We start from the raw sequence: 18,571 nt of genomic DNA, 5'->3' as shown, positions 1-18,571 counted from the left end.
GTTCACTCACTTTTCTATTATCGAATATATCTTTCCCAAATTGCAAAGAACTTGCACACAGAAAAACTTTCTTGTGTGGAATAAGTGTAAAAGGTTTGGACATCTTATAAATGAGCCATTGTTTAAGGAGGAAAAATGACATGAGTGCAATTCAACGTATTGCTTTGGTTCTGACGATCATCGGTGCCATTAACTGGGGACTAATCGGATTCTTCCAATTTGACCTGGTAGCGGCCATCTTCGGTGGACAAGATTCTGCTCTATCCCGCATCATTTACGGATTAGTAGGAATCGCCGGTCTCATAAATCTCGGATTATTATTCAAGCCAACAGAAGAGATCGAGAGAGAGCCGCACACAGAACCGACACGCTAACTTTAAAGATAAAGGCCCGTCCCTCTCTAAGCAGTGAGGGACGGGCCTTTTATGTATTTTGATTTTACCCCGTCCTACGGTTTCCATTATTTGTTAAAGTAAGCATAAATCCTAATAATTCAGCATATCTCTCTAAAAGTCAGCATAAAGTTTGTTCCTGTCGATGCATAGGGTCCGATATACTCCCAAATATCAACATTCAATCCCCATTCCACAAAAAAGGTGACTCATCGCCAAAACTTGAGTCACCATACCCATCATTTCAACAACTTTTTAAGTATTTTCAATCCAAATTTCGCATTCGGATACCGGAAACTGAAATCAAATTTGGTGGTCTGTTTCAGAATGCTTTTATAATGAGTGAATGTGGCAAAACTGGATTCCCCATGATAATTCCCGATTCCGCTCTCCCCTACTCCCCCGAACGGCAGATAAGGGGTGGCAAGATGCATCAGCGTGTCGTTCACGCAGCCCCCTCCGTACGAAATGGAACCGTTAACCTTATCCACCACATTATCGTCACTCGTAAACAAATAAAGGGCCAAAGGTTTGGGACGATCATTGATAAACTCGATCACATCATCCAGGCTCTCATATTCCATCACCGGGAAGATCGGTCCAAAAATCTCATCCTGCATGACTGGAACGGACTGGTCTTTAGGTACCATAAGAGTAGGTTCGATCTTCAGACTGGCATGGTCCACCCGGCCGCCTGTCAAGATTTCGCCGTCCTGCAAATAATCCGTCAGTCGATTGAAGTGGCGTTCATTCACTATTTTTCCGTAGGTATCATTCGTCAGCGGATTTTTCCCGTAAAAATCCCGGACGGCTTTCTCAAATTCTTTAACGAATACTTCCTTCACGTTTTGATGAACGAAAAGATAATCAGGGGCAACACAGGTTTGTCCGGCATTCGTCACTTTACCGAAGGCGATACGTTTGGCTGCAAGCGATATATTGGCTGTTTCGTCGACGATGCAGGGACTCTTCCCACCAAGCTCTAATGTGACGGGGATGAGCTGTTTTGCTGCCGCTTCCATAATCACCTTCCCTACCGGTACACTTCCCGTAAAGAAAATATAATCAAACGGCTGGTCGAGCAAGCTTTGGGTCGTTTCGACTCCGCCCTCAATGACCGTGATATATTCAGGGTCGAAATGGGAATGGATCATATCCGAGATCAGATTTGAAGTATGCGGGGTCAGTTCTGACGGCTTGATTATTACCGTATTACCCGCAGCGATCGCCCCGATGATAGGAGAGAGTGCCAGCTGTAAAGGGTAATTCCACGGTGCGATGATGAGTGCCGCCCCATACGGTTCAGGGACCTTATAGGCTTTCGACCCAACATGCGTTTTCGCTGTTTTCACCTTCACCGGTGCAGCCCACTCATCAATATGCTTCAATGTAAATCTGATTTCTTCAAGCAGAATCCCGATTTCAGTGACGTAGGTTTCCATTTCAGATTTATTCAGATCCTGCTTCAATGCTTGCAGGATTTCTTTTTCATGTTCTTTGATGACTTTTGCCAGCTTTTCAAGCGTTTGTTTCCGCATGTCCAGCGGCTTCGTCCCGCCTTCTTTAAAAAAATGCTTTTGTCTTTCTATTGCGTTTTGTATGGATTTCCGGGATGCTTCTTCAATGGCTGCAGTCAATAAGATCCCTCCTGCTAATTAAAAATTTTAACCTTATTATCAATATAGCATGAGATGCAGTGTTAATTCTTATATAAAACACTGAAAAACAAAAGAACCTGCCCCCGTATAACTTGGGAGCAGGTTCTACCTATATGATGGGGTTATACCCAACCTCTGAATCTTGACGCCTCTGCCATTTTGCGAGCGCCGACCATGTATGCGGCTAGACGCATATTGACCCGGCGGTTCTGAGATGTTTCATATACATTGTTGAAAGCATCAATAAGTTTAGCTTCAAGCTTCTCGTTTACTTCTTCTTCTGACCAGTAGTACCCTTGGTTGTTCTGAACCCATTCAAAGTAGGATACCGTTACTCCCCCTGCACTTGCCAGTACATCGGGAACCAGCAGGATCCCTCTTTCGGAAAGGATGCGTGTCGCTTCAAGAGTAGTCGGGCCATTTGCAGCTTCTACCACAATGGATGCTTTGATATCATGAACATTTTTTTCAGTGATTTGATTTGAGATCGCTGCCGGTACCAGGATATCACATTCAAGTTCCAGCAGTTCCTTGTTCGTGATCGTATTTTCGAATAATGTCGTTACGGTTCCGAAACTGTCACGTCGATCCAATAGATAATCAATATCAAGTCCTGCTGGATCGTGCAGTGCACCGTGAGCATCAGAAATGGCAATCACTTTTGCACCGGCGTCATGCATGAACTTCGCCAGGAAGCTGCCTGCGTTTCCGAATCCCTGGATCACGACACGTGCACCTTTGATATCAATGCCGCGTTTTTTCGCAGCTTGCTCGATACAGATGGTTACCCCTTGAGCCGTTGCCTTTTCACGTCCCTGAGAACCGCCAAGCACGATTGGTTTCCCCGTGATGAAGCCAGGTGAATCATTTTCACGAAGCCGGCTGTACTCATCCATCATCCACGCCATGATCTGCGAGTTCGTATAAACGTCAGGTGCAGGAATATCCTTGGTAGGACCTACGATCTGGCTGATCGCCCGCACATATCCCCGGCTTAATTTTTCAAGTTCAGTAAAAGACATCGTACGGGGATCACAGATGATCCCGCCTTTTCCGCCGCCATAAGGCAGGTCGACGATGCCGCATTTTAAACTCATCCACATGGACAAGGCTTTTACTTCTTCTTCATCCACTTCGGGGTGAAAACGAACGCCTCCCTTAGTAGGACCGACTGCATCGTTATGCTGAGCACGGTAACCGGTAAACACTTTGATGCTGCCGTCATCCATTCGCACTGGAATCCGGACCGTCAACATGCGGATCGGCTCTTTCAGAAGTTCATACATTTCTTCGGAATATCCGAGCTTCGATAAAGCATCGCTAATGACATGCTGTGTAGAAGTAAACAGATTAAGGTTTTCTCCCATTTTAAACATTCGCCTCTTTATTATGTGATCTGAAACGTAGTTATTGTAACATATTACCTTGTACTAAACCATTGGCATTTTCAAAAAAATGATGATTCCTGATTTCGCACTTTAAAGGGACACTAACTATCTATTCAAAGCTGATGAAAAACGTGAAAATCAGCCTTTTTCAAGGTTTCACTCATCCCCATCAGTCTTATTTTGAGAGTACCTTTTTAATGCGGTCGATCGCCCAGTCCAGTTCTTCCTGTGAAATGACAAGTGGAGGAGCGAAACGGATCACCGTATCATGCGTTTCTTTACAAAGCAGCCCTTCCTCTTTCAACTGTTCGCAATATTTACGTGCCGGCTCATGAAGCTCGACTCCTATGAACAATCCTCTTCCGCGGACTTCCTTAATCATAGGATTATCTATCTCGCGCAGTTTACTCATAAAGTATTCTCCCAATTCCAATGAACGGTCAGCAAGCTTTTCATCAAGAAGTACATCAAGGGAAGCGACTGACACCGCACAAGCCATTGGATTTCCTCCAAAAGTGGAACCATGGGAACCCGGATTGAACACGCCAAGCACTTCATTGCTTGCAACCACACAAGAGATTGGGAATACTCCGCCGCCAAGTGCTTTTCCAAGGATGTACATATCAGGGTCTACACCTTCCCACTCACATGCAAACATCTTACCGGAACGCGCCAGGCCTGCCTGGATTTCATCAGCGATAAACAATACATTATTTTCTTTACAAAGCTCATAAGCTGCTTTCAAGAAACCTTCAGGAGGAATGACGATGCCCGCTTCACCCTGGATCGGTTCGATCAGGAATGCGGCTGTATTCGGGGTGATCGCTTCTTTTAGCGCATCAAGGTCACCATAATTAATCAGGTTGATGCCAGGAAGCATAGGCCCGAATCCACGCTTGTATTCCTCTTCTGAAGAAAGGGAAACAGCCGTCATCGTTCTTCCGTGGAAGTTTCCATTACACGCGATGATTTCCGCTTTGTTTACTTCCACGCCTTTTACATCATAAGCCCAGCGGCGTGCCGTTTTAATCGCTGTTTCAACAGCTTCGGCACCTGTATTCATTGGAAGGGCCATGTCTTTCCCTGTAAGCTTGCATATTTTCTCATACCAAGGAGCAAGCTGATCGTTGTGGAATGCACGCGAAGTCAATGTCACGCGATCTGCCTGATCTTTCAGCGCCTGGATGATTTTCGGGTGGCGGTGGCCCTGGTTGACCGCTGAATAAGCACTCAACATATCCATGTACTTAGTTCCTTCTGGGTCCTTCACCCAAACACCTTCTGCCTCTGAGATGACGATTGGAAGCGGGTGATAGTTTTTCGCACCATATTTTTCTGTTTGTTCGATAATAGAATGAGTATTCACTGACATAAAAAAGTTCCTCCTTAATGAAATTGCAGATAGCTTTTATTAAAAAATTGCAGCCTGCGGAAACTCTATCTTCAACTGCCGCAATTTAATACTTATACAAAAGGATGGAGCCCCTGCTAACAAAGGCTCCTCCCTATTTTCATGTGGTATTATAGTGTTTCTGAAGTTGTTTTCGCCTGCATATGAAGCAGCAGGTAGTCCGGTCCGCCGGCTTTTGAGTCGGTACCTGACATGTTGAATCCGCCGAATGGCTGGTATCCAACGATTGCTCCCGTACAACCCCTGTTGAAGTAAAGGTTACCAACGTGGAAATCTTCACGAGCCTGTTCGATCTTCGCACGGTTATTTGTGATGACCGCACCAGTCAAACCATAGTCTGTGTTGTTTGCAATCTCAAGCGCGTGATCGAAATCTTTCGCTTTGGAGAATGCGACAACAGGTCCGAAGATTTCTTCCTGCATCAGGCGCGCATCAGAACCAACGTCTGCAAAGATCGTAGGTTTCACGAAGAATCCTTTGGAATTGTCTCCTTCTCCGCCGATCATCAGCTTGCCTTCTTCTTTGCCTATTTCAACATAGCTCATAATCTTATCAAATGACGCCTGGTCGATCACTGGACCCATGAAGTTATCCTGGTCAACTGGATCACCAACCGTTAATTCTTTCGTTAATTCAACTGCACGCTCAAGCACTCTGTCGTATACATCTTCTACGATGACTGCACGTGAGCAGGCAGAACATTTTTGACCTGAGAATCCAAATGCAGAAGCAACGATTGATTGTGCTGCAAGCTCCAGATCTCCTTCGCTGTCTACAACGATTGTATCTTTACCGCCCATTTCTGCGATTACACGCTTCAGCCATTTTTGGCCTTTATGGACAATCGCAGCTCTTTCGTATATGCGCGTCCCTACTTCGCGTGAACCCGTGAATGAAATAAAGCGTGTCTTCGGATGATCAACTAAGTAGTCACCCACTTCAGCACCGCTTCCAGGAACGTAGTTGATAACACCTGCAGGAAGCCCTGCTTCTTCTAACACTTCGATGAATTTAGCTGCCACGACAGATGTCGTTGAAGCTGGTTTAAGAAGGACGGTATTACCTGATACGATTGCAGCTACAGCTGTACCCGCCATGATCGCAAACGCAAAGTTCCAAGGAGAGATGACTACGCCAACTCCAAGCGGAATATAATTGAACTGGTTGTATTCACCAGGACGGCTTTCTACAGGGAACCCATCTTTGATTCGAAGCATTTGACGCCCGTAGTACTCCATGAAGTCGATTGCTTCTGCTGTATCAGCATCCGCTTCCTTCCATGGTTTACCGGCTTCCTTCGTTAATAAAGCAGAAAATTCATGCTTACGGCGACGAACTATGGCAGAAGCACGGAACAGGATGTCTGCACGTGTTTCAGGTTTCACTTTGCGCCAGGTTTGGAACGTATCATAGGCAACATTCATTGCTTTTTCGGCAAGATCTTTGTCAGCTTTTGAAACGCGTCCTATAAGTTCTTCCTTGTTAGCCGGGTTAACGGAAACAATCTTATCTTCAGTCATCACACGCTCACCGCCGATAATCAACGGATAATCCTGCCCCAGGTAACTTTCTACTACTTTTAAACCTTCTTTGAATGCCTTCTGATTTTCTTTTAGTGAGAAATCCGTGAATGGTTCGTGCTTGTAAGGAATCATTTGGGTATTCCCCCTTTTAAACAAAGATTTTCATTCATCCCCTTAAACGAGGTTAATTAACAGGTATGCAAAAAAAATTTGCATTAAGAAAACCCTTACACTTATAATAATGCAAAAGATAGTTGCATTTTTCAAGAGTTTTTTAAAAATTTTTTCATTAAGCGTTTTCAATTTGATTTATTTTACTGAAATAATAATTATTTTACTGAAATAATAATTGCCGCCGTATGAAACCTGTCAGACGAAGTATTCGTACCATAAATTTCGAGGAGAGAGACAGCATGCAGGAATTCGAAAAACGATTATATATGTATGAAAAAGCCGCCGAACATCTCGAATCAGGTGTCCATGTCATCGACTCAAGGGGCAAAACCATCATCTACAACCGCAAAATGCGTGAAATTGAAGGTATGGAAATCGAAGACGTGCTCGACAAAAACCTTCTCGATGTATTTCAATTCCACTCCGAAGAAGAAAGCACACTTCTTCAAGTCTTGAAAACCAAGGAACCTGCGCTCAACGTTAAACAAACCTACTTTAATATAAACGGAATTGAAATCACGACGATTAATGATACCTTCCCTATTTTTCATGATGAAGTGCTGATCGGCGCAATCGAAATTGCACGTGATGTCACGATGCTTGAGAAGATGATGCGTGAAAATCTGCACAAACGTACGAACAGTCTCTATACGTTCGACAGTATCGTGGGCGGAAACATCCGTCTGCAGGAAGCGGTCGAAACCGGGAAAAGAGCCACAAGGACCTCTTCCCCTGTCTTGATCTGCGGAGAAGCAGGCTCTGGAAAGGAGCTGTTCGCCCAAAGCATCCACAACGGCAGCTCCCGTTCCGACCGTCCGTTCATCGCCCAAAACTGCGCTTCCTTACCGGAGGACATGATGGAAAGCCTTCTTTTTGAAGGAAGTGACAATGCAGCGGGCAGGTATGAAACAGAGAATCATCAAACCCTGTTCCAGCAGGCAGAGGGCGGTACATTGCTGCTCGATGAAATCAACTCATTAACCACTTCCCTTCAGCAAAAGCTGTTAAACCTCCTGGAGGGAGGAACGGACCTCCCATATGATGTCCGCGTGATTGCAACGGTGAACGAAGATCCGATCGACGCGATTGCTGAAGGGCGTCTCTTAAAAGATTTATATTACCGTTTGAGTGTCGTGTCCATCTTCATCCCCTCGCTTCGGGACCGGAAAGAAGATATAAAAGAGCTGATTTCCTTTTTCATCAATCAGTTCAATCATCACTTTGCCATGAATATCAGGGGGCTGACTGATGAAGTCAAATATATTTTTCTAAAATATGATTGGCCGGGCAATGTGAGGGAAATGGAGCATGTAATAGAAGGGGCGTTCAACCTGGCCGGCTTTGAAGAATTGATCGATTTCAATCATCTGCCGATCGGCTTCAGGCAGCGCCTTCATCATGGCTCTTCCAGCCAGGAATCCCAAGAGGAGTCAGACTTCCTTTATCAGACAGGAAGCGACATCAAACCGCTGGAGATGTTTGTTGAAGAAGCAGAAACCTATTATATCCAAAAAGCATTGAAACATCATGAATACAATATTACCCAGACTGCAAAATCCCTTGGCATGAGCCGTCAGAATCTGCAGTATCGGATCAGGAAGTATGGAATTGAGCGCGGTGCTGGGTATTGAGTGATGAGGCGGATAAGGAGCCATGCCCAGGGTTGTGGGTGTGGCTTTTATTATAGAGAGGGTTTTGATCTTAGCACTGCTCGAGGGAAACCCGTTTGCGAAATTTGGCGTTTTATGCAGAACAGTCGATACATTGAAATGTTGGACCATAAAATTTATTAATGGACGATATATTTATAAAATGGCAGAAAAAAATTATGTTGGACGATAAATCGGAAAAACGGACGATAAACTTTCTCCCCCCTTATTTTATTAACAACTTGGCTCAACATCCCCCACCACTTTCCCCATTTAAAAAAACCAGCCCTCCCCATCAGAAACCTCCGGGGAAAGACTGGCTTTCCATCAATCTTCTATTTCACATACTGCAAGTACGGAGTCAAATCCACTCCCACTCCCTCTGCAACCTTCATCCCAAGCTCCTCATCTGCACGATAGAAGTTACAAATCGCACGAAGAGCGATTCGTTCACTTACAGCGCTCAACTCCGCCGTAAGGTTTTTCACAAGCTGGGCCTTCACTTCAGGAGAATAGCTTCTGTACACACGTCCCGCCTGACCGAAATCATCCGTTTTCTCGATTTTTTGCCGGCCTCTTTCACCCGTCATCTGCTGGTTCACTTCCGTGTAGCCTTCCACTTCCTCCGGTTCACCGTCGTAGCTGTTCGGTTCGTAATTGATCGGACTTGATTGCTGCTTGAACGGCATCGAACCGTCTCTTTGATAGTTATTGACTTGTGCAAACGGGCAGTTGATCGGCAGCTGCTGATAGTTCGCCCCGATGCGGTAGCGCTGCGTATCGGAATAAGAGAATAATCGCCCTTGAAGCAGCTTATCTTCTGATGGAAGCATCCCGTTCACTAATACTCCTGGGTTAAAACCGACAGATTCAGTTTCAGCAAACACGTTTTCAGGGTTTTTATTCAAGATCATCGTGCCGACGAAATGGGATGGAATTTCTTCTTCCGGCCAATCCTTTGTTGCATCCAGCGGGTCGAAACCGAATGAATCCATATCCATTGGATCCAAAACTTGAACATAAAGATCCCATTCTGGATAATCGCCATTTTCAATCGCTTCGTATAAATCACGGCTTGCATGGTTGAAGTCATGAGCCTGGATTTCCGCCGCTTCCTCGGCAGACAGATTCACCATACCCTGTTTTGTCTTCCAGTTCAATTTAACATAGACGGTATTTCCTGCTTCGTTCACCCACTTGAAGGCGTGGACACTCGAACCGCGCATCTGACGGTAGTTAGCAGGAATTCCTTCGTCCGTGAAGAGGTGGATGATCATATTGGTCGATTCCGGTGACAAGGACATGAAATCCCAATATCGCTCCCCGTCCTGGATATTTGTACGCGGATCAGGCTTTAAGGAATGGACCATATCCGGAAACTTCATGGCATCGCGGATAAAGAATACAGGCAGGTTGTTCCCTACCAAGTCCCAATTTCCTTCTTCCGTGTAAAATTTAACGGCAAATCCACGTGGATCCCTTAATGTTTCAGGGGAATGCTGTCCATGAATGACCGTCGAAAAACGTGCAAACACCTGTGTCTCTGTACCAGTTTCTTGGAGAAATTTCGCTTTCGTATATTTCTTCATGCTATTTTTTGTGATGAATACCCCATGAGCCCCGGCTCCTCTTGCGTGAACGACTCTTTCAGGGACCCTCTCCCTGTCAAAATGGGCCAGCTTTTCTATGAGTTGATAATCTTCTAGCAGCGACGGACCTCTGCCTCCGGCTGTCATCGAGTTTTGATTATCACCGATTGGCGCCCCTTGATTAGTCGTCAATTTCTTTCTATCCATATTAAACACTCCTTCAGATTATAATTATTATTAAGTAAGTATATTTTTATTTTACTTAATTGAGAATGAAAGTCAATAATAAATTAGAATTATTTTAAATTAATAATCATCAAAAAAAGACAACTTAACAGAATAAGTTGTCTTTTTTTAAACTATTATTCTCTTTTTAAAAATAGAACTGCCTTGGAATCTAAGACTTGATCAACTCGGAATCCGTGATGAACCTCAATCCTTCAGTGGATTCCAAAGAGAAGACGCCTCCTCTTCCGGGTTTCACGTCCAATATGATCTTGAAGTGCTTCCAATACTCATATTGCTGTGAATTCATATAGAAAGGACAATCGGCTGCAGTACCCACTAACACGTCGCTGTCACCTATGATTAAATCATCCTGGCTCAAACACATCGGGGAACTTCCATCACAACATCCTCCTGATTGATGAAAAAGCAGTGGTCCATGCTTGCTCTTAAGCTTTTCAATCAATTGAAGGGCCTGCTCTGTCGCCTCCAGTCTATTTTCCATTTTAGAAGAATCCTAACTTCTTAGGGCTGTAGCTTACAAGAAGGTTCTTCGTTTGCTGGTAGTGGGAAAGCATCATCTTATGCGTTTCACGGCCGATACCCGACATTTTGTAGCCGCCGAACGCTGCATGCGCAGGGTATGCATGGTAGCAGTTCGTCCAAACGCGTCCAGCCTGGATTTCACGTCCGAAACGGTACGCCGTGTTCATATCACGTGTCCATACACCCGCTCCAAGTCCATATAGGGTATCGTTGGCAATTTCAAGTGCTTCTTCCTTCGTTTTGAATGTTGTGACAGAAACAACTGGTCCAAAGATTTCTTCCTGGAAGATACGCATGGAGTTGTCGCCTTTAAATACAGTCGGTTTAACATAGTAACCAGATTCGTGGTCACCTTCCAATTTATTTTGCTCCCCGCCGATCAGACACTCCGCTCCTTCTTGTTTACCGATTTCGATATAAGAAAGGATCTTATCCAGCTGCTCTTCTGACGCCTGCGCCCCAAGCATTGTTTCCGTATCCAGCGGGTTGCCCTGCTTGATTTGTTTCACGCGCTCGATCGCTCTTTCCATGAATTTGTCGTAAATGGATTCCTGGATCAGCGCTCTTGAAGGACATGTACATACTTCCCCTTGGTTAAGGGCGAACATGACGAAACCTTCCACCGCTTTATCAAGGAAATCATCATCTTCATTCATGACATCCTCAAAGAAGATATTCGGTGATTTCCCGCCAAGCTCAAGGGTCACCGGAATGATATTTTGAGAAGCGTATTGCATGATTAAGCGCCCAGTCGTCGTTTCACCAGTGAAGGCAACTTTGCCGACACGTTTACTCTGGGCAAGGGGCTTCCCTGCTTCTACTCCGAAACCTTGAACCACGTTCAACACGCCCTTAGGAAGCAGGTCTTGAATCAGTTCAACAAGAACCATGATGGAGGCCGGAGTCTGCTCAGCAGGCTTCAAAACCACACAGTTCCCTGCAGCAAGCGCAGGAGCTATCTTCCATACAGCCATCAAAATCGGGAAATTCCAAGGAATGATCTGGGCGACAACCCCGATCGGCTCATGGAAATGATAAGAAACCGTATCATTATCGATTTCTCCAAGCGTCCCTTCCTGCCCTCTTATGCAACCCGCGAAATAGCGGAAGTGGTCGATTGCCAGCGGCAGATCAGCAGCAAGCGTTTCGCGTACCGGCTTACCATTATCCCACGTTTCTGCTACTGCAAGCATTTCAAGGTTTTCTTCCATGCGGTCAGCTATTTTATTCAGAATGGACGCTCTCTCAGCTACAGATGTTTTCCCCCAAGCATCCTTCGCTGCATGTGCAGCATCCAGTGCCTTTTCCACATCCGCTTCATTTGAGCGGGCGATTTTCGTAAATACTTTCCCTGTTACAGGTGATACATTTTCGAAGTACTCACCATTTGCCGGCGCAATAAATTCCCCGCCGATGAAGTTATCATATTTGTCTTTGAATTGAACCAGTGAACCTTCTGTATTCGGATTATTATAAAGCATCCAAGTCCCTCCCGATTGTTATGTATTTCCATCATAAAAGCGCTTTCATTTTTCATTATATTCTATTAAAGTTGTACGGACAAGTATATTGTTGAAAAATTCTTTATTTTCCGCCAAATTACATACTGCACATAAATCAAGCGGCGGATTCCACAACTGGAATTCGCCGCTTTCCCCGGTTACAGCTTGACTTTGTTGTATATTGTCGATTCAATAAGATCCTCATCCCTCATGATATGAGGATGGCTTTGCTCTAAAATCGCCTGCATATCCGGTGGCATTTTATCTGCATCATATGCACATACGAGATTCAGTTGTTGTTCATTAACCAATTTATCCGTTTCTTTTTCGAACCAATCCACGATATGAGAAGGGTTTTCCAGTTCCCCCCACTCTACGTTTGTCCAGGTTCTAAACGGGGCATCCCCGTTGAAATAAGGCGTGTAGATCTTCATCAATTGCTCATAGATGGCAGGCGGATGATAGCTTCCGCTTGATAGGTAAAAATCGAAATTACTGATCATGTGGACTTGTTTTAATTGATCATCCGTCAGCTCAACTTTCAATCGTGCGGCCATAGTCTTCAGGTTTTTTTCACTCTCGATAAGAATGACCATTTCCCCTGCGTTCACCCCATCCACAAGGTAGGCAGTCACCTTTTTGATATACATATCCATGTTGTGGTAACAGTAAAGGATGTGTGTGCATGGTTTTGTTTTTAAAAGACCATTTATCTCTTCTTCCATCTCCTGACACTCTCCTTTCGTTTCCCTTATTACATGTATTCATTATCAATCTTTAAAATCCTTGTTTAAGCAAAAAAAGAATGTTTGTTAAAGAAGTCTTCCTTCCAATTTTTTTATTTATTCTTCGTGGTCAGATTGGTAAATCCACTATACAGATGCCTTCAGTGGGCAGAAGTTTAATTCAGCACATATAATAAAAAGCGACTGAGTCATTTATTTATCAATCGCCTTTTTTAACCAACATATGTGAAGGGTCGTATGTATTTGATTTCATCAGGTTATCATCCGTCATGATATGAGGATGGCTTTTTTCCAGGATGGACTGCATCTCTGCAGGCATTTTCTCCTTACCATATGCACAAACCACTTTCAGTTTATACTGGAGTACCGCTCTATCCGTTTCTTTTTCAAACCAGTCTATGATTTGAGAGGGATCATCCAGCGACCCCCATTCCACGTTAGCCCAGGAACGAAAGGGAATACCGTTCTCTATATAGGGAGTGATCGTTTTGGTCAATTGTTCGTAAACGGCAGGTGGATGGTAGCTCCCCCTTGTAAGGTAGAATTCAAAGTTACTGATTGCGTGAACTTTTTCTAATTGATCATCAGTCAAGCGACTCTTTAATTGTTTGAATATAATCTTTATGTTTCTTTCATTCTCAATAAGAATAACTGAATCTCCACTTTTGATTCCTTCGCTAATGTAAACAATAACATTTTTTATATAAGATTCCCCATTTTCATAAGAGTACAGGACATGAGCACATGTATTTAGATTCAATATTTGGTCTTTCATTGTATCTCCCCCTTCCTTATCACTCTTCCTATATACATCTTCGATAACAACCGGCAGAAAACCTTTATATAAAAAGAAAAACCACCCCGTCTCATTTGAGACGGGGTGGTTTTATGATAGGATTACTTCTTGATTAGATCTTCACGTTCAGATTGCTCGATCCACTCTTCAAGCTTGTCTTTAAGTGTGTTGAAGCCTGCTGGAGTTGTTTCTTCAGCAGCCGGCTTTACACTTCCTTGACGGCGAGGTTTTTTCGCTGCTGCAGGCTTAGCTTGTTGTGCAGGAGCTTCTTCTGTAGCACGGATTGAAAGGCTGATTTTACCAGCTGCTTCGTCCACTGATAATACTTTAACCTTTACTTCGTCGCCTACTGAAAGGTGCTCGCTGACATCTTTAACAAATCCGTGTGTGATTTCAGAGATGTGAACAAGTCCTTGTGTTTCTTCGTCTAATGCAACAAATGCTCCGTATGGCTGGATGCCTGTAACTTTACCTGTTACGACAGATCCTGTTTCGAATTTTGTAGTCATGGTAACACTCCTAGTATATATATTATTTTTCTCTTTTACACGCAATTTTAGATTATACCATAGATTATGGTTTTCGGCAAAAAGGATTTATACTGGAGTATGAATTTATTCCTTTTTTACTAACTCTTAAAACGCAGCTGTTGATTTCCCGCAGGAGTTAACGTCTTCCACTCCAATCAACCGCTAGGATCAGCTTAAATTAACAGTCAGCCTAAACAAAGTATTTGTCTAAAATCACGCATCTCACTAGTTATGTTTCCCTATTTTTCTTATTATTAAAACATTATTCATTATTGAGAATAAACCAAAAGCGTTATTCCCGTCCCTCGTATATCTTTTCCACTTCTGACGAGATGATGACCGGCGTATGCTGCACCCATCGTTCCGGCTTTTTGCCATTCAATTCCCTCAGTTCATCCAAGACCCCTTGCAGACTTTCAGCGGTTTTATATGAAGAATAATTTTCCACAAGATATTGATACGCTTCCTGGACTTCCGGCTTCAACTGACCCATCTCTGTAAAAATCGGCTGGTTGACGCCGCCGTTCACATAGTGTTGATAGAGAAGGTCATAATCAAGTTCCACTTCGTTTCTGAATCTGGAATCCTCCGGCAATTTTTTCAACATGTCCTCAAGCAGCATCAGACGGTCACCTGCTTCCTTCCACCCTGTCGTAATTTCCCCTGCGGCCAGAACAGGAGACTGGCTTGTTTGGATATATGAAACATATACTTCCGGCAACGCATTGTTGGAGATCATATTCACATACTCAAGGTCGATGGACGTTTCGAGTACGTCTTGTTTTTTATTGTAAATGAGTTTTACCGCATTGTTTGTCATGCCGCCCAGGATGCTTCTGAATTCAGGCGGATAATGCTGAACTGCATTCAATTCTTTCACATTGATTTCCCCATTCTCGATATGGGGTTTCCACCATTCTTTATATTTCTGCAGTTTTTCTTCATAAAGCGGGAGAAGTCCTTTTTGTTTTTCCAAAAATTCTGCCGTCCAAATTTCTGCTTCCATCATCGTCATCCCGCCTTTAAGGGTGCCGATCATCATATCTGGTGTCCTTAAGGATTCCTCTATCCATTCTTTCCCGTTGTTTACCCACTCCAGCTTCTGATCAAGGGGATAATTACGTTTAGGGATCGTTTCTACATATAATAGATGACCTTGAGCATCCCTATTGAACTGTGTTCCGCTGAACATTGAGTTATTCAACCCCAGTCTTGCCATCGCCTGTGTTTTGCGCAATTCATAGAGTGCTTTTGCATCCTCTATCTGCGCATCCAGCTCTTCGCTTGTTTCATTGCTGTATCCAGCCTGTGATGATTGCGGTCCGGATTGCTGCGGTTCATGCGCACTGTCACTGCCCAACGTTAATTGCAGTACGAGCACTGTTCCAATTAATAAGACTCCGATAAAACTGGCAGCATATGGCCAGTGAATAAGAGGACGGGAACGTTTTTTAACGGAAAGGGACTGCTCCTTTCTAATGACAGAGATGATTGAAGCGGAATCTGTCTGCGGCGGCATTTTTTTATACGAACGATCTAATAATTCCAGCCTTTTTTCAAACATTTTATCATCCATTGATGGTTCCCTCCCTTTTCTCCGCTTCCTCAAGCAACTTTTTCAGCATGCTTTTGCCTCTTAGCAGCCGGGTTTTGATCGTTGATAAATTGATGGACAGGATATCGGCTATCTCTTCATATTTCTTTTCATGAAAATAATACAAGATGATAGGGATCCTGTACTTCTCGTCAAGCTCCTGGAGACATTCGTGAAGAACCTGATCCTCTTCTTCTCTCAATACACGCATATAAGGGGCTGTCGATTCCACCAAAGGTTCGTTCATCACCTTTTTGACCCTCTTGTTGTGCTGACTTTCTCTGCGTTTAAAGTCCCTGGAGACATTTAACGTTATCTTATATAACCAGGTCGTGAATTTCGCATGTGTAAAACCATCGATGAAACGGTATACCCTGATGAAAACCTCCTGGCTGATATCCGGAATATCATCAATGTGGTTCCCCATCTGGAAAGCAAAGCGTTCCACGATTGGGGAATGGTCGCTGATCAATTTGCTGTAGGCGGAAAGATCCCCCTTCTTTGCCTTTTCAATGAGCTGAAATTCGTCCACTGCTGTAAACCTCTCCTTTCCTTCTGACTCTCCTTATCTATGTAACGAAGACTGAATCGTTTTTGTTTCAAAAAAGAGGGTTTTCTTCATTAAATTGGATATATACATGATAACACTTGCAGCTTTTTTCGGTCTTGAAGGCAAAAAAAATAAACCCCTCGTCTCCGGGGATTTATTTTTCAACATTGTATGTGCGCATTTCCATCATTTTCTTTCTGTGTTTTTTCAAATAAGGAGCCGCATATAACCAGAACGCTGCAAGATGTGCGAACGCAAAGTTAAAAACGAAGAGACTCCAGAATGTCACATGTCCCCAGCCGCCCATTTCAGGAACTGCAATGTAATAAATAAAGATGGCCCATAATGCTACTAAGAATGGAATATGAATCAATGCCCATTTCCGATGCTCGATCCATAAGAATAACGGGGTAGCGGTGGCAACGAATAAATACACCATAAACATATCCATAATTGATCCCTCCTAATATAAGCGCTTTCATTTTTGACGAATTATTGACGAATTATTGTCTAATTTGTGAACGAGTTCTTACCACTAGTATACTATACTTTGCTAACTTTTCCAGCCCGTTTTTATTTTTTCAATAAAATAGGAATTTTTTCATGATTTAAAACGTTTACATCCATACTAATTCCAAGGTCAAGATGAATTTTTTGAAAAATCCCTGAATTCATTACAGTTACAACCAATTTTAATATTTATTGAAAATTACAATATCCGGTGTACATGGCTTTAAAAACATAGTAGTATGAAAAAATCATTTTGTTTTTAGAAGGGTTATATAACAATCACTTTTGAAAGGAGCATCGTCATGGCAAAGAAACAACAATGGTCTTCAAAAATAGGATTTATCCTGGCAGCGGCTGGTTCTGCCATCGGACTCGGAGCCATTTGGAAATTCCCTTATATGGCCGGGGCCAATGGGGGGGGAGTCTTCTTTCTCCTTTTCATCATCTTCACGATATTGATCGGTACACCGATTCTGCTTGCAGAGTTTGTGATCGGAAGAAGAGCCGGAGCGGATGCCGTTACTTCCTATAAAAAGCTGGCGCCCGGGTCTGCCTGGCACCTAATCGGCTACCTTGGTACAATCGTTTCATTTATCATCCTGTCGTTCTACAGTGTCGTGGGAGGCTGGATTCTGTCCTATCTTGCCAGAAGCTTTACAGGGGCTCTCTCTGGTAAAACGCAGGAACAGTACGGGGCAATGTTTGAGAGCATCATCGCAAATCCATGGGAGATCCTGTTCACGCAAGCCTTGTTTATTGTGCTGACTGTCATGGTCGTTCAAGGAGGGATCCAGAAAGGAATTGAACGTGCCAGCCGCTATATGATGCCGTCTTTATTTATTTTATTTCTTATCCTGATGGCACGCTCGCTTACTCTTGATGGTGCTATGGAAGGTGTACGCTTCCTTCTGGTCCCCGACTGGAATTACCTGACAGGCGAAACAGCCCTCCTTGCACTTGGACAAGCCTTTTTCTCATTAAGTGTCGGATTATCCGTCATGGTCACATATGCTTCCTACCTTTCAAAGGAGGATAGCATGCCGCGTTCGGCGATTTCAGTATCAGGGCTGAATATTTTCATATCCTTGCTGGCTGGGCTGGTGATTTTCCCATCTGTCTATGCGTTAGGGTTCCAGCCTGATCAAGGACCGGGAATTGCCTTCGTCGTTCTCCCGGCTGTTTTTAATGAAATAGCTTTCGGCGGGATCTTCTTGACCGTATTCTTAGTTCTCCTTCTCTTTGCGACGTTGACATCGGCATTCTCGATCCTTGAAATCGGAGTAGCCGCTTTAACAAAAGGAAATCAAAAGAAGAGAATGCCTTATACTTGGTTGATGGGGATCATGGTGTTCATCGCTGGAATACCAAGTGCGCTGTCATTTGGAGTCTTCGGCGACTTCATTCTTTTCGACCGGAATTTCTTTGATTTTGCTGACTTTATCACCAGCAGCTTCGGACTGCCGATCGGGGCATTGTTTATTAGTATTTTTGTATCCTATCGCTTGAAAAGGGCAGAAGTGTGGAATGAAATCCAGCAGGGATCATCGACCTCCAGAGGACTATTCAACTTGTGGATCTCCATTCTCCGCTATATCGTCCCGATTGCGATCATATTTGTATTCATATCTAAGTTTATATAATCCACTTCAGGCCAGTCCCTCATCGTAAAAGCGATGAGGGGCTGGCCTTCATTTTTAACATTTTGTTCACGGGTGGACAGTCTAATTTTTTCCACTTGGTGATAAAATAGAAATAAGAAGAAGACTTGATATTTGGGAGGGCTGTAAG

16 protein-coding genes are annotated in these 18,571 nt (G+C 43.7%); 3 read left to right on the top strand and 13 right to left on the bottom strand.

The genetic code is table 11. The features are described 5' to 3' along the window. The first annotated feature begins 140 nt into the window (after nt 1-140). Nucleotides 141-374 carry a DUF378 domain-containing protein gene (locus HWX64_RS16120; RefSeq protein WP_032086367.1) on the top strand — a complete coding sequence of 78 codons (234 nt, stop codon included), beginning with the start codon at nt 141-143 and terminating at the stop codon, nt 372-374. A 257-nt stretch (nt 375-631) separates the two neighbouring features. On the opposite strand, the gene HWX64_RS16115 is transcribed toward HWX64_RS16120, so the two are convergent. The 4 genes from HWX64_RS16115 to pruA all read right to left on the bottom strand — a co-directional run bounded on the left by HWX64_RS16115 (nt 632) and on the right by pruA (nt 6,504). After that, entirely contained in the window at nt 632-2,029 is a 1,398-nt protein-coding gene (locus HWX64_RS16115) for an aldehyde dehydrogenase (protein ID WP_254871174.1), read from the bottom strand. 143 nt (nt 2,030-2,172) lie between these two features. Continuing rightward, complete coding sequence (locus tag HWX64_RS16110) at nt 2,173-3,417, bottom strand: Glu/Leu/Phe/Val dehydrogenase (RefSeq protein WP_175990768.1); 1,245 nt, start codon at nt 3,415-3,417, stop codon at nt 2,173-2,175. A 196-nt stretch (nt 3,418-3,613) separates the two neighbouring features. After that, nucleotides 3,614-4,810 (bottom strand): ornithine--oxo-acid transaminase, encoded by a 1,197-nt coding sequence (locus HWX64_RS16105; protein WP_175990533.1) that lies wholly within the window; start codon nt 4,808-4,810, stop codon nt 3,614-3,616. 149 nt (nt 4,811-4,959) lie between these two features. Then, the gene (pruA, locus tag HWX64_RS16100) at nt 4,960-6,504 is read right to left on the bottom strand and encodes an L-glutamate gamma-semialdehyde dehydrogenase (protein WP_175990532.1); all 1,545 of its coding nucleotides are present in this window, start codon (nt 6,502-6,504) and stop codon (nt 4,960-4,962) included. 281 nt (nt 6,505-6,785) lie between these two features. Between pruA and HWX64_RS16095 the strand changes: the two genes are divergently transcribed. Beyond that, nucleotides 6,786-8,177, top strand: coding sequence for a sigma-54-dependent Fis family transcriptional regulator (locus HWX64_RS16095; RefSeq protein WP_175990531.1), 1,392 nt, complete (start codon nt 6,786-6,788; stop codon nt 8,175-8,177). Between the two features lie 353 nt (nt 8,178-8,530). Here HWX64_RS16095 and HWX64_RS16090 read toward each other — a convergent pair whose 3' ends face one another. From HWX64_RS16090 to HWX64_RS16050, 9 genes are all read right to left on the bottom strand, one after another. Then, entirely contained in the window at nt 8,531-9,991 is a 1,461-nt protein-coding gene (locus tag HWX64_RS16090; protein WP_175990530.1) for a catalase, read from the bottom strand. A 190-nt stretch (nt 9,992-10,181) separates the two neighbouring features. Further along, a complete protein-coding gene (locus HWX64_RS16085) occupies nt 10,182-10,514 on the bottom strand; it encodes a DUF779 domain-containing protein (RefSeq protein ID WP_175990529.1) in 333 nt (110 codons plus the stop codon). 1 nt (nt 10,515) lies between these two features. Then, nucleotides 10,516-12,036 carry an aldehyde dehydrogenase gene (gene adh, locus HWX64_RS16080; RefSeq protein WP_175990528.1) on the bottom strand — a complete coding sequence of 507 codons (1,521 nt, stop codon included), beginning with the start codon at nt 12,034-12,036 and terminating at the stop codon, nt 10,516-10,518. Nucleotides 12,037-12,215: 179 nt separating this feature from the next. Beyond that, nucleotides 12,216-12,782, bottom strand: a complete 567-nt coding sequence (locus tag HWX64_RS16075) for an MEDS domain-containing protein (RefSeq protein ID WP_175990527.1) — start codon at nt 12,780-12,782, stop codon at nt 12,216-12,218. A gap of 220 nt (nt 12,783-13,002) precedes the next feature. After that, on the bottom strand, nt 13,003-13,578 hold the full coding sequence (locus HWX64_RS16070) for an MEDS domain-containing protein (protein WP_175990526.1): 576 nt from the start codon (nt 13,576-13,578) through the stop codon (nt 13,003-13,005). Between the two features lie 122 nt (nt 13,579-13,700). Continuing rightward, on the bottom strand, nt 13,701-14,108 hold the full coding sequence (gene yugI, locus HWX64_RS16065) for a S1 domain-containing post-transcriptional regulator GSP13 (protein ID WP_175990525.1): 408 nt from the start codon (nt 14,106-14,108) through the stop codon (nt 13,701-13,703). 313 nt (nt 14,109-14,421) lie between these two features. Then, nucleotides 14,422-15,705, bottom strand: coding sequence for a hypothetical protein (locus tag HWX64_RS16060; protein WP_175990524.1), 1,284 nt, complete (start codon nt 15,703-15,705; stop codon nt 14,422-14,424). Next, entirely contained in the window at nt 15,698-16,255 is a 558-nt protein-coding gene (locus HWX64_RS16055; protein ID WP_175990523.1) for an RNA polymerase sigma factor, read from the bottom strand. The genes HWX64_RS16060 and HWX64_RS16055 overlap by 8 nt, the downstream gene beginning before the upstream one ends. Nucleotides 16,256-16,427: 172 nt before the next feature. Next, complete coding sequence (locus HWX64_RS16050; protein WP_175990522.1) at nt 16,428-16,724, bottom strand: spore morphogenesis/germination protein YwcE; 297 nt, start codon at nt 16,722-16,724, stop codon at nt 16,428-16,430. 361 nt (nt 16,725-17,085) lie between these two features. Here HWX64_RS16050 and HWX64_RS16045 point away from each other — a divergent pair, with 361 nt between their 5' ends. Then, nucleotides 17,086-18,423 carry a sodium-dependent transporter gene (locus HWX64_RS16045; protein ID WP_175990521.1) on the top strand — a complete coding sequence of 446 codons (1,338 nt, stop codon included), beginning with the start codon at nt 17,086-17,088 and terminating at the stop codon, nt 18,421-18,423. Nucleotides 18,424-18,571: the final 148 nt, after the last annotated feature.

Origin of the sequence: Bacillus sp. Marseille-Q1617 (assembly GCF_903645295.1) — a bacterium.
GTDB lineage: Bacteria > Bacillota > Bacilli > Bacillales > Bacillaceae_B > Rossellomorea.
This window is presented reverse-complemented; position numbering and strand designations above follow the sequence as displayed.

What these genes read in the sequence shown, in the direction of transcription:
- HWX64_RS16060 (WP_175990524.1), bottom strand. Translation starts at nt 15,705, where the DNA reads ATGGATGATAAAATGTTTGAAAAAAGGCTGGAATTATTAGATCGTTCG.
- HWX64_RS16085 (WP_175990529.1), bottom strand. Translation starts at nt 10,514, where the DNA reads ATGGAAAATAGACTGGAGGCGACAGAGCAGGCCCTTCAATTGATTGAA.
- HWX64_RS16075 (WP_175990527.1), bottom strand. Translation starts at nt 12,782, where the DNA reads ATGGAAGAAGAGATAAATGGTCTTTTAAAAACAAAACCATGCACACAC.
- HWX64_RS16070 (WP_175990526.1), bottom strand. Translation starts at nt 13,578, where the DNA reads ATGAAAGACCAAATATTGAATCTAAATACATGTGCTCATGTCCTGTAC.
- yugI (WP_175990525.1), bottom strand. Translation starts at nt 14,108, where the DNA reads ATGACTACAAAATTCGAAACAGGATCTGTCGTAACAGGTAAAGTTACA.
- HWX64_RS16050 (WP_175990522.1), bottom strand. Translation starts at nt 16,724, where the DNA reads ATGGATATGTTTATGGTGTATTTATTCGTTGCCACCGCTACCCCGTTA.
- HWX64_RS16095 (WP_175990531.1), top strand. Translation starts at nt 6,786, where the DNA reads ATGCAGGAATTCGAAAAACGATTATATATGTATGAAAAAGCCGCCGAA.
- adh (WP_175990528.1), bottom strand. Translation starts at nt 12,036, where the DNA reads ATGCTTTATAATAATCCGAATACAGAAGGTTCACTGGTTCAATTCAAA.
- HWX64_RS16045 (WP_175990521.1), top strand. Translation starts at nt 17,086, where the DNA reads ATGGCAAAGAAACAACAATGGTCTTCAAAAATAGGATTTATCCTGGCA.
- pruA (WP_175990532.1), bottom strand. Translation starts at nt 6,504, where the DNA reads ATGATTCCTTACAAGCACGAACCATTCACGGATTTCTCACTAAAAGAA.
- HWX64_RS16120 (WP_032086367.1), top strand. Translation starts at nt 141, where the DNA reads ATGAGTGCAATTCAACGTATTGCTTTGGTTCTGACGATCATCGGTGCC.
- HWX64_RS16110 (WP_175990768.1), bottom strand. Translation starts at nt 3,417, where the DNA reads ATGGGAGAAAACCTTAATCTGTTTACTTCTACACAGCATGTCATTAGC.
- HWX64_RS16090 (WP_175990530.1), bottom strand. Translation starts at nt 9,991, where the DNA reads ATGGATAGAAAGAAATTGACGACTAATCAAGGGGCGCCAATCGGTGAT.
- HWX64_RS16105 (WP_175990533.1), bottom strand. Translation starts at nt 4,810, where the DNA reads ATGTCAGTGAATACTCATTCTATTATCGAACAAACAGAAAAATATGGT.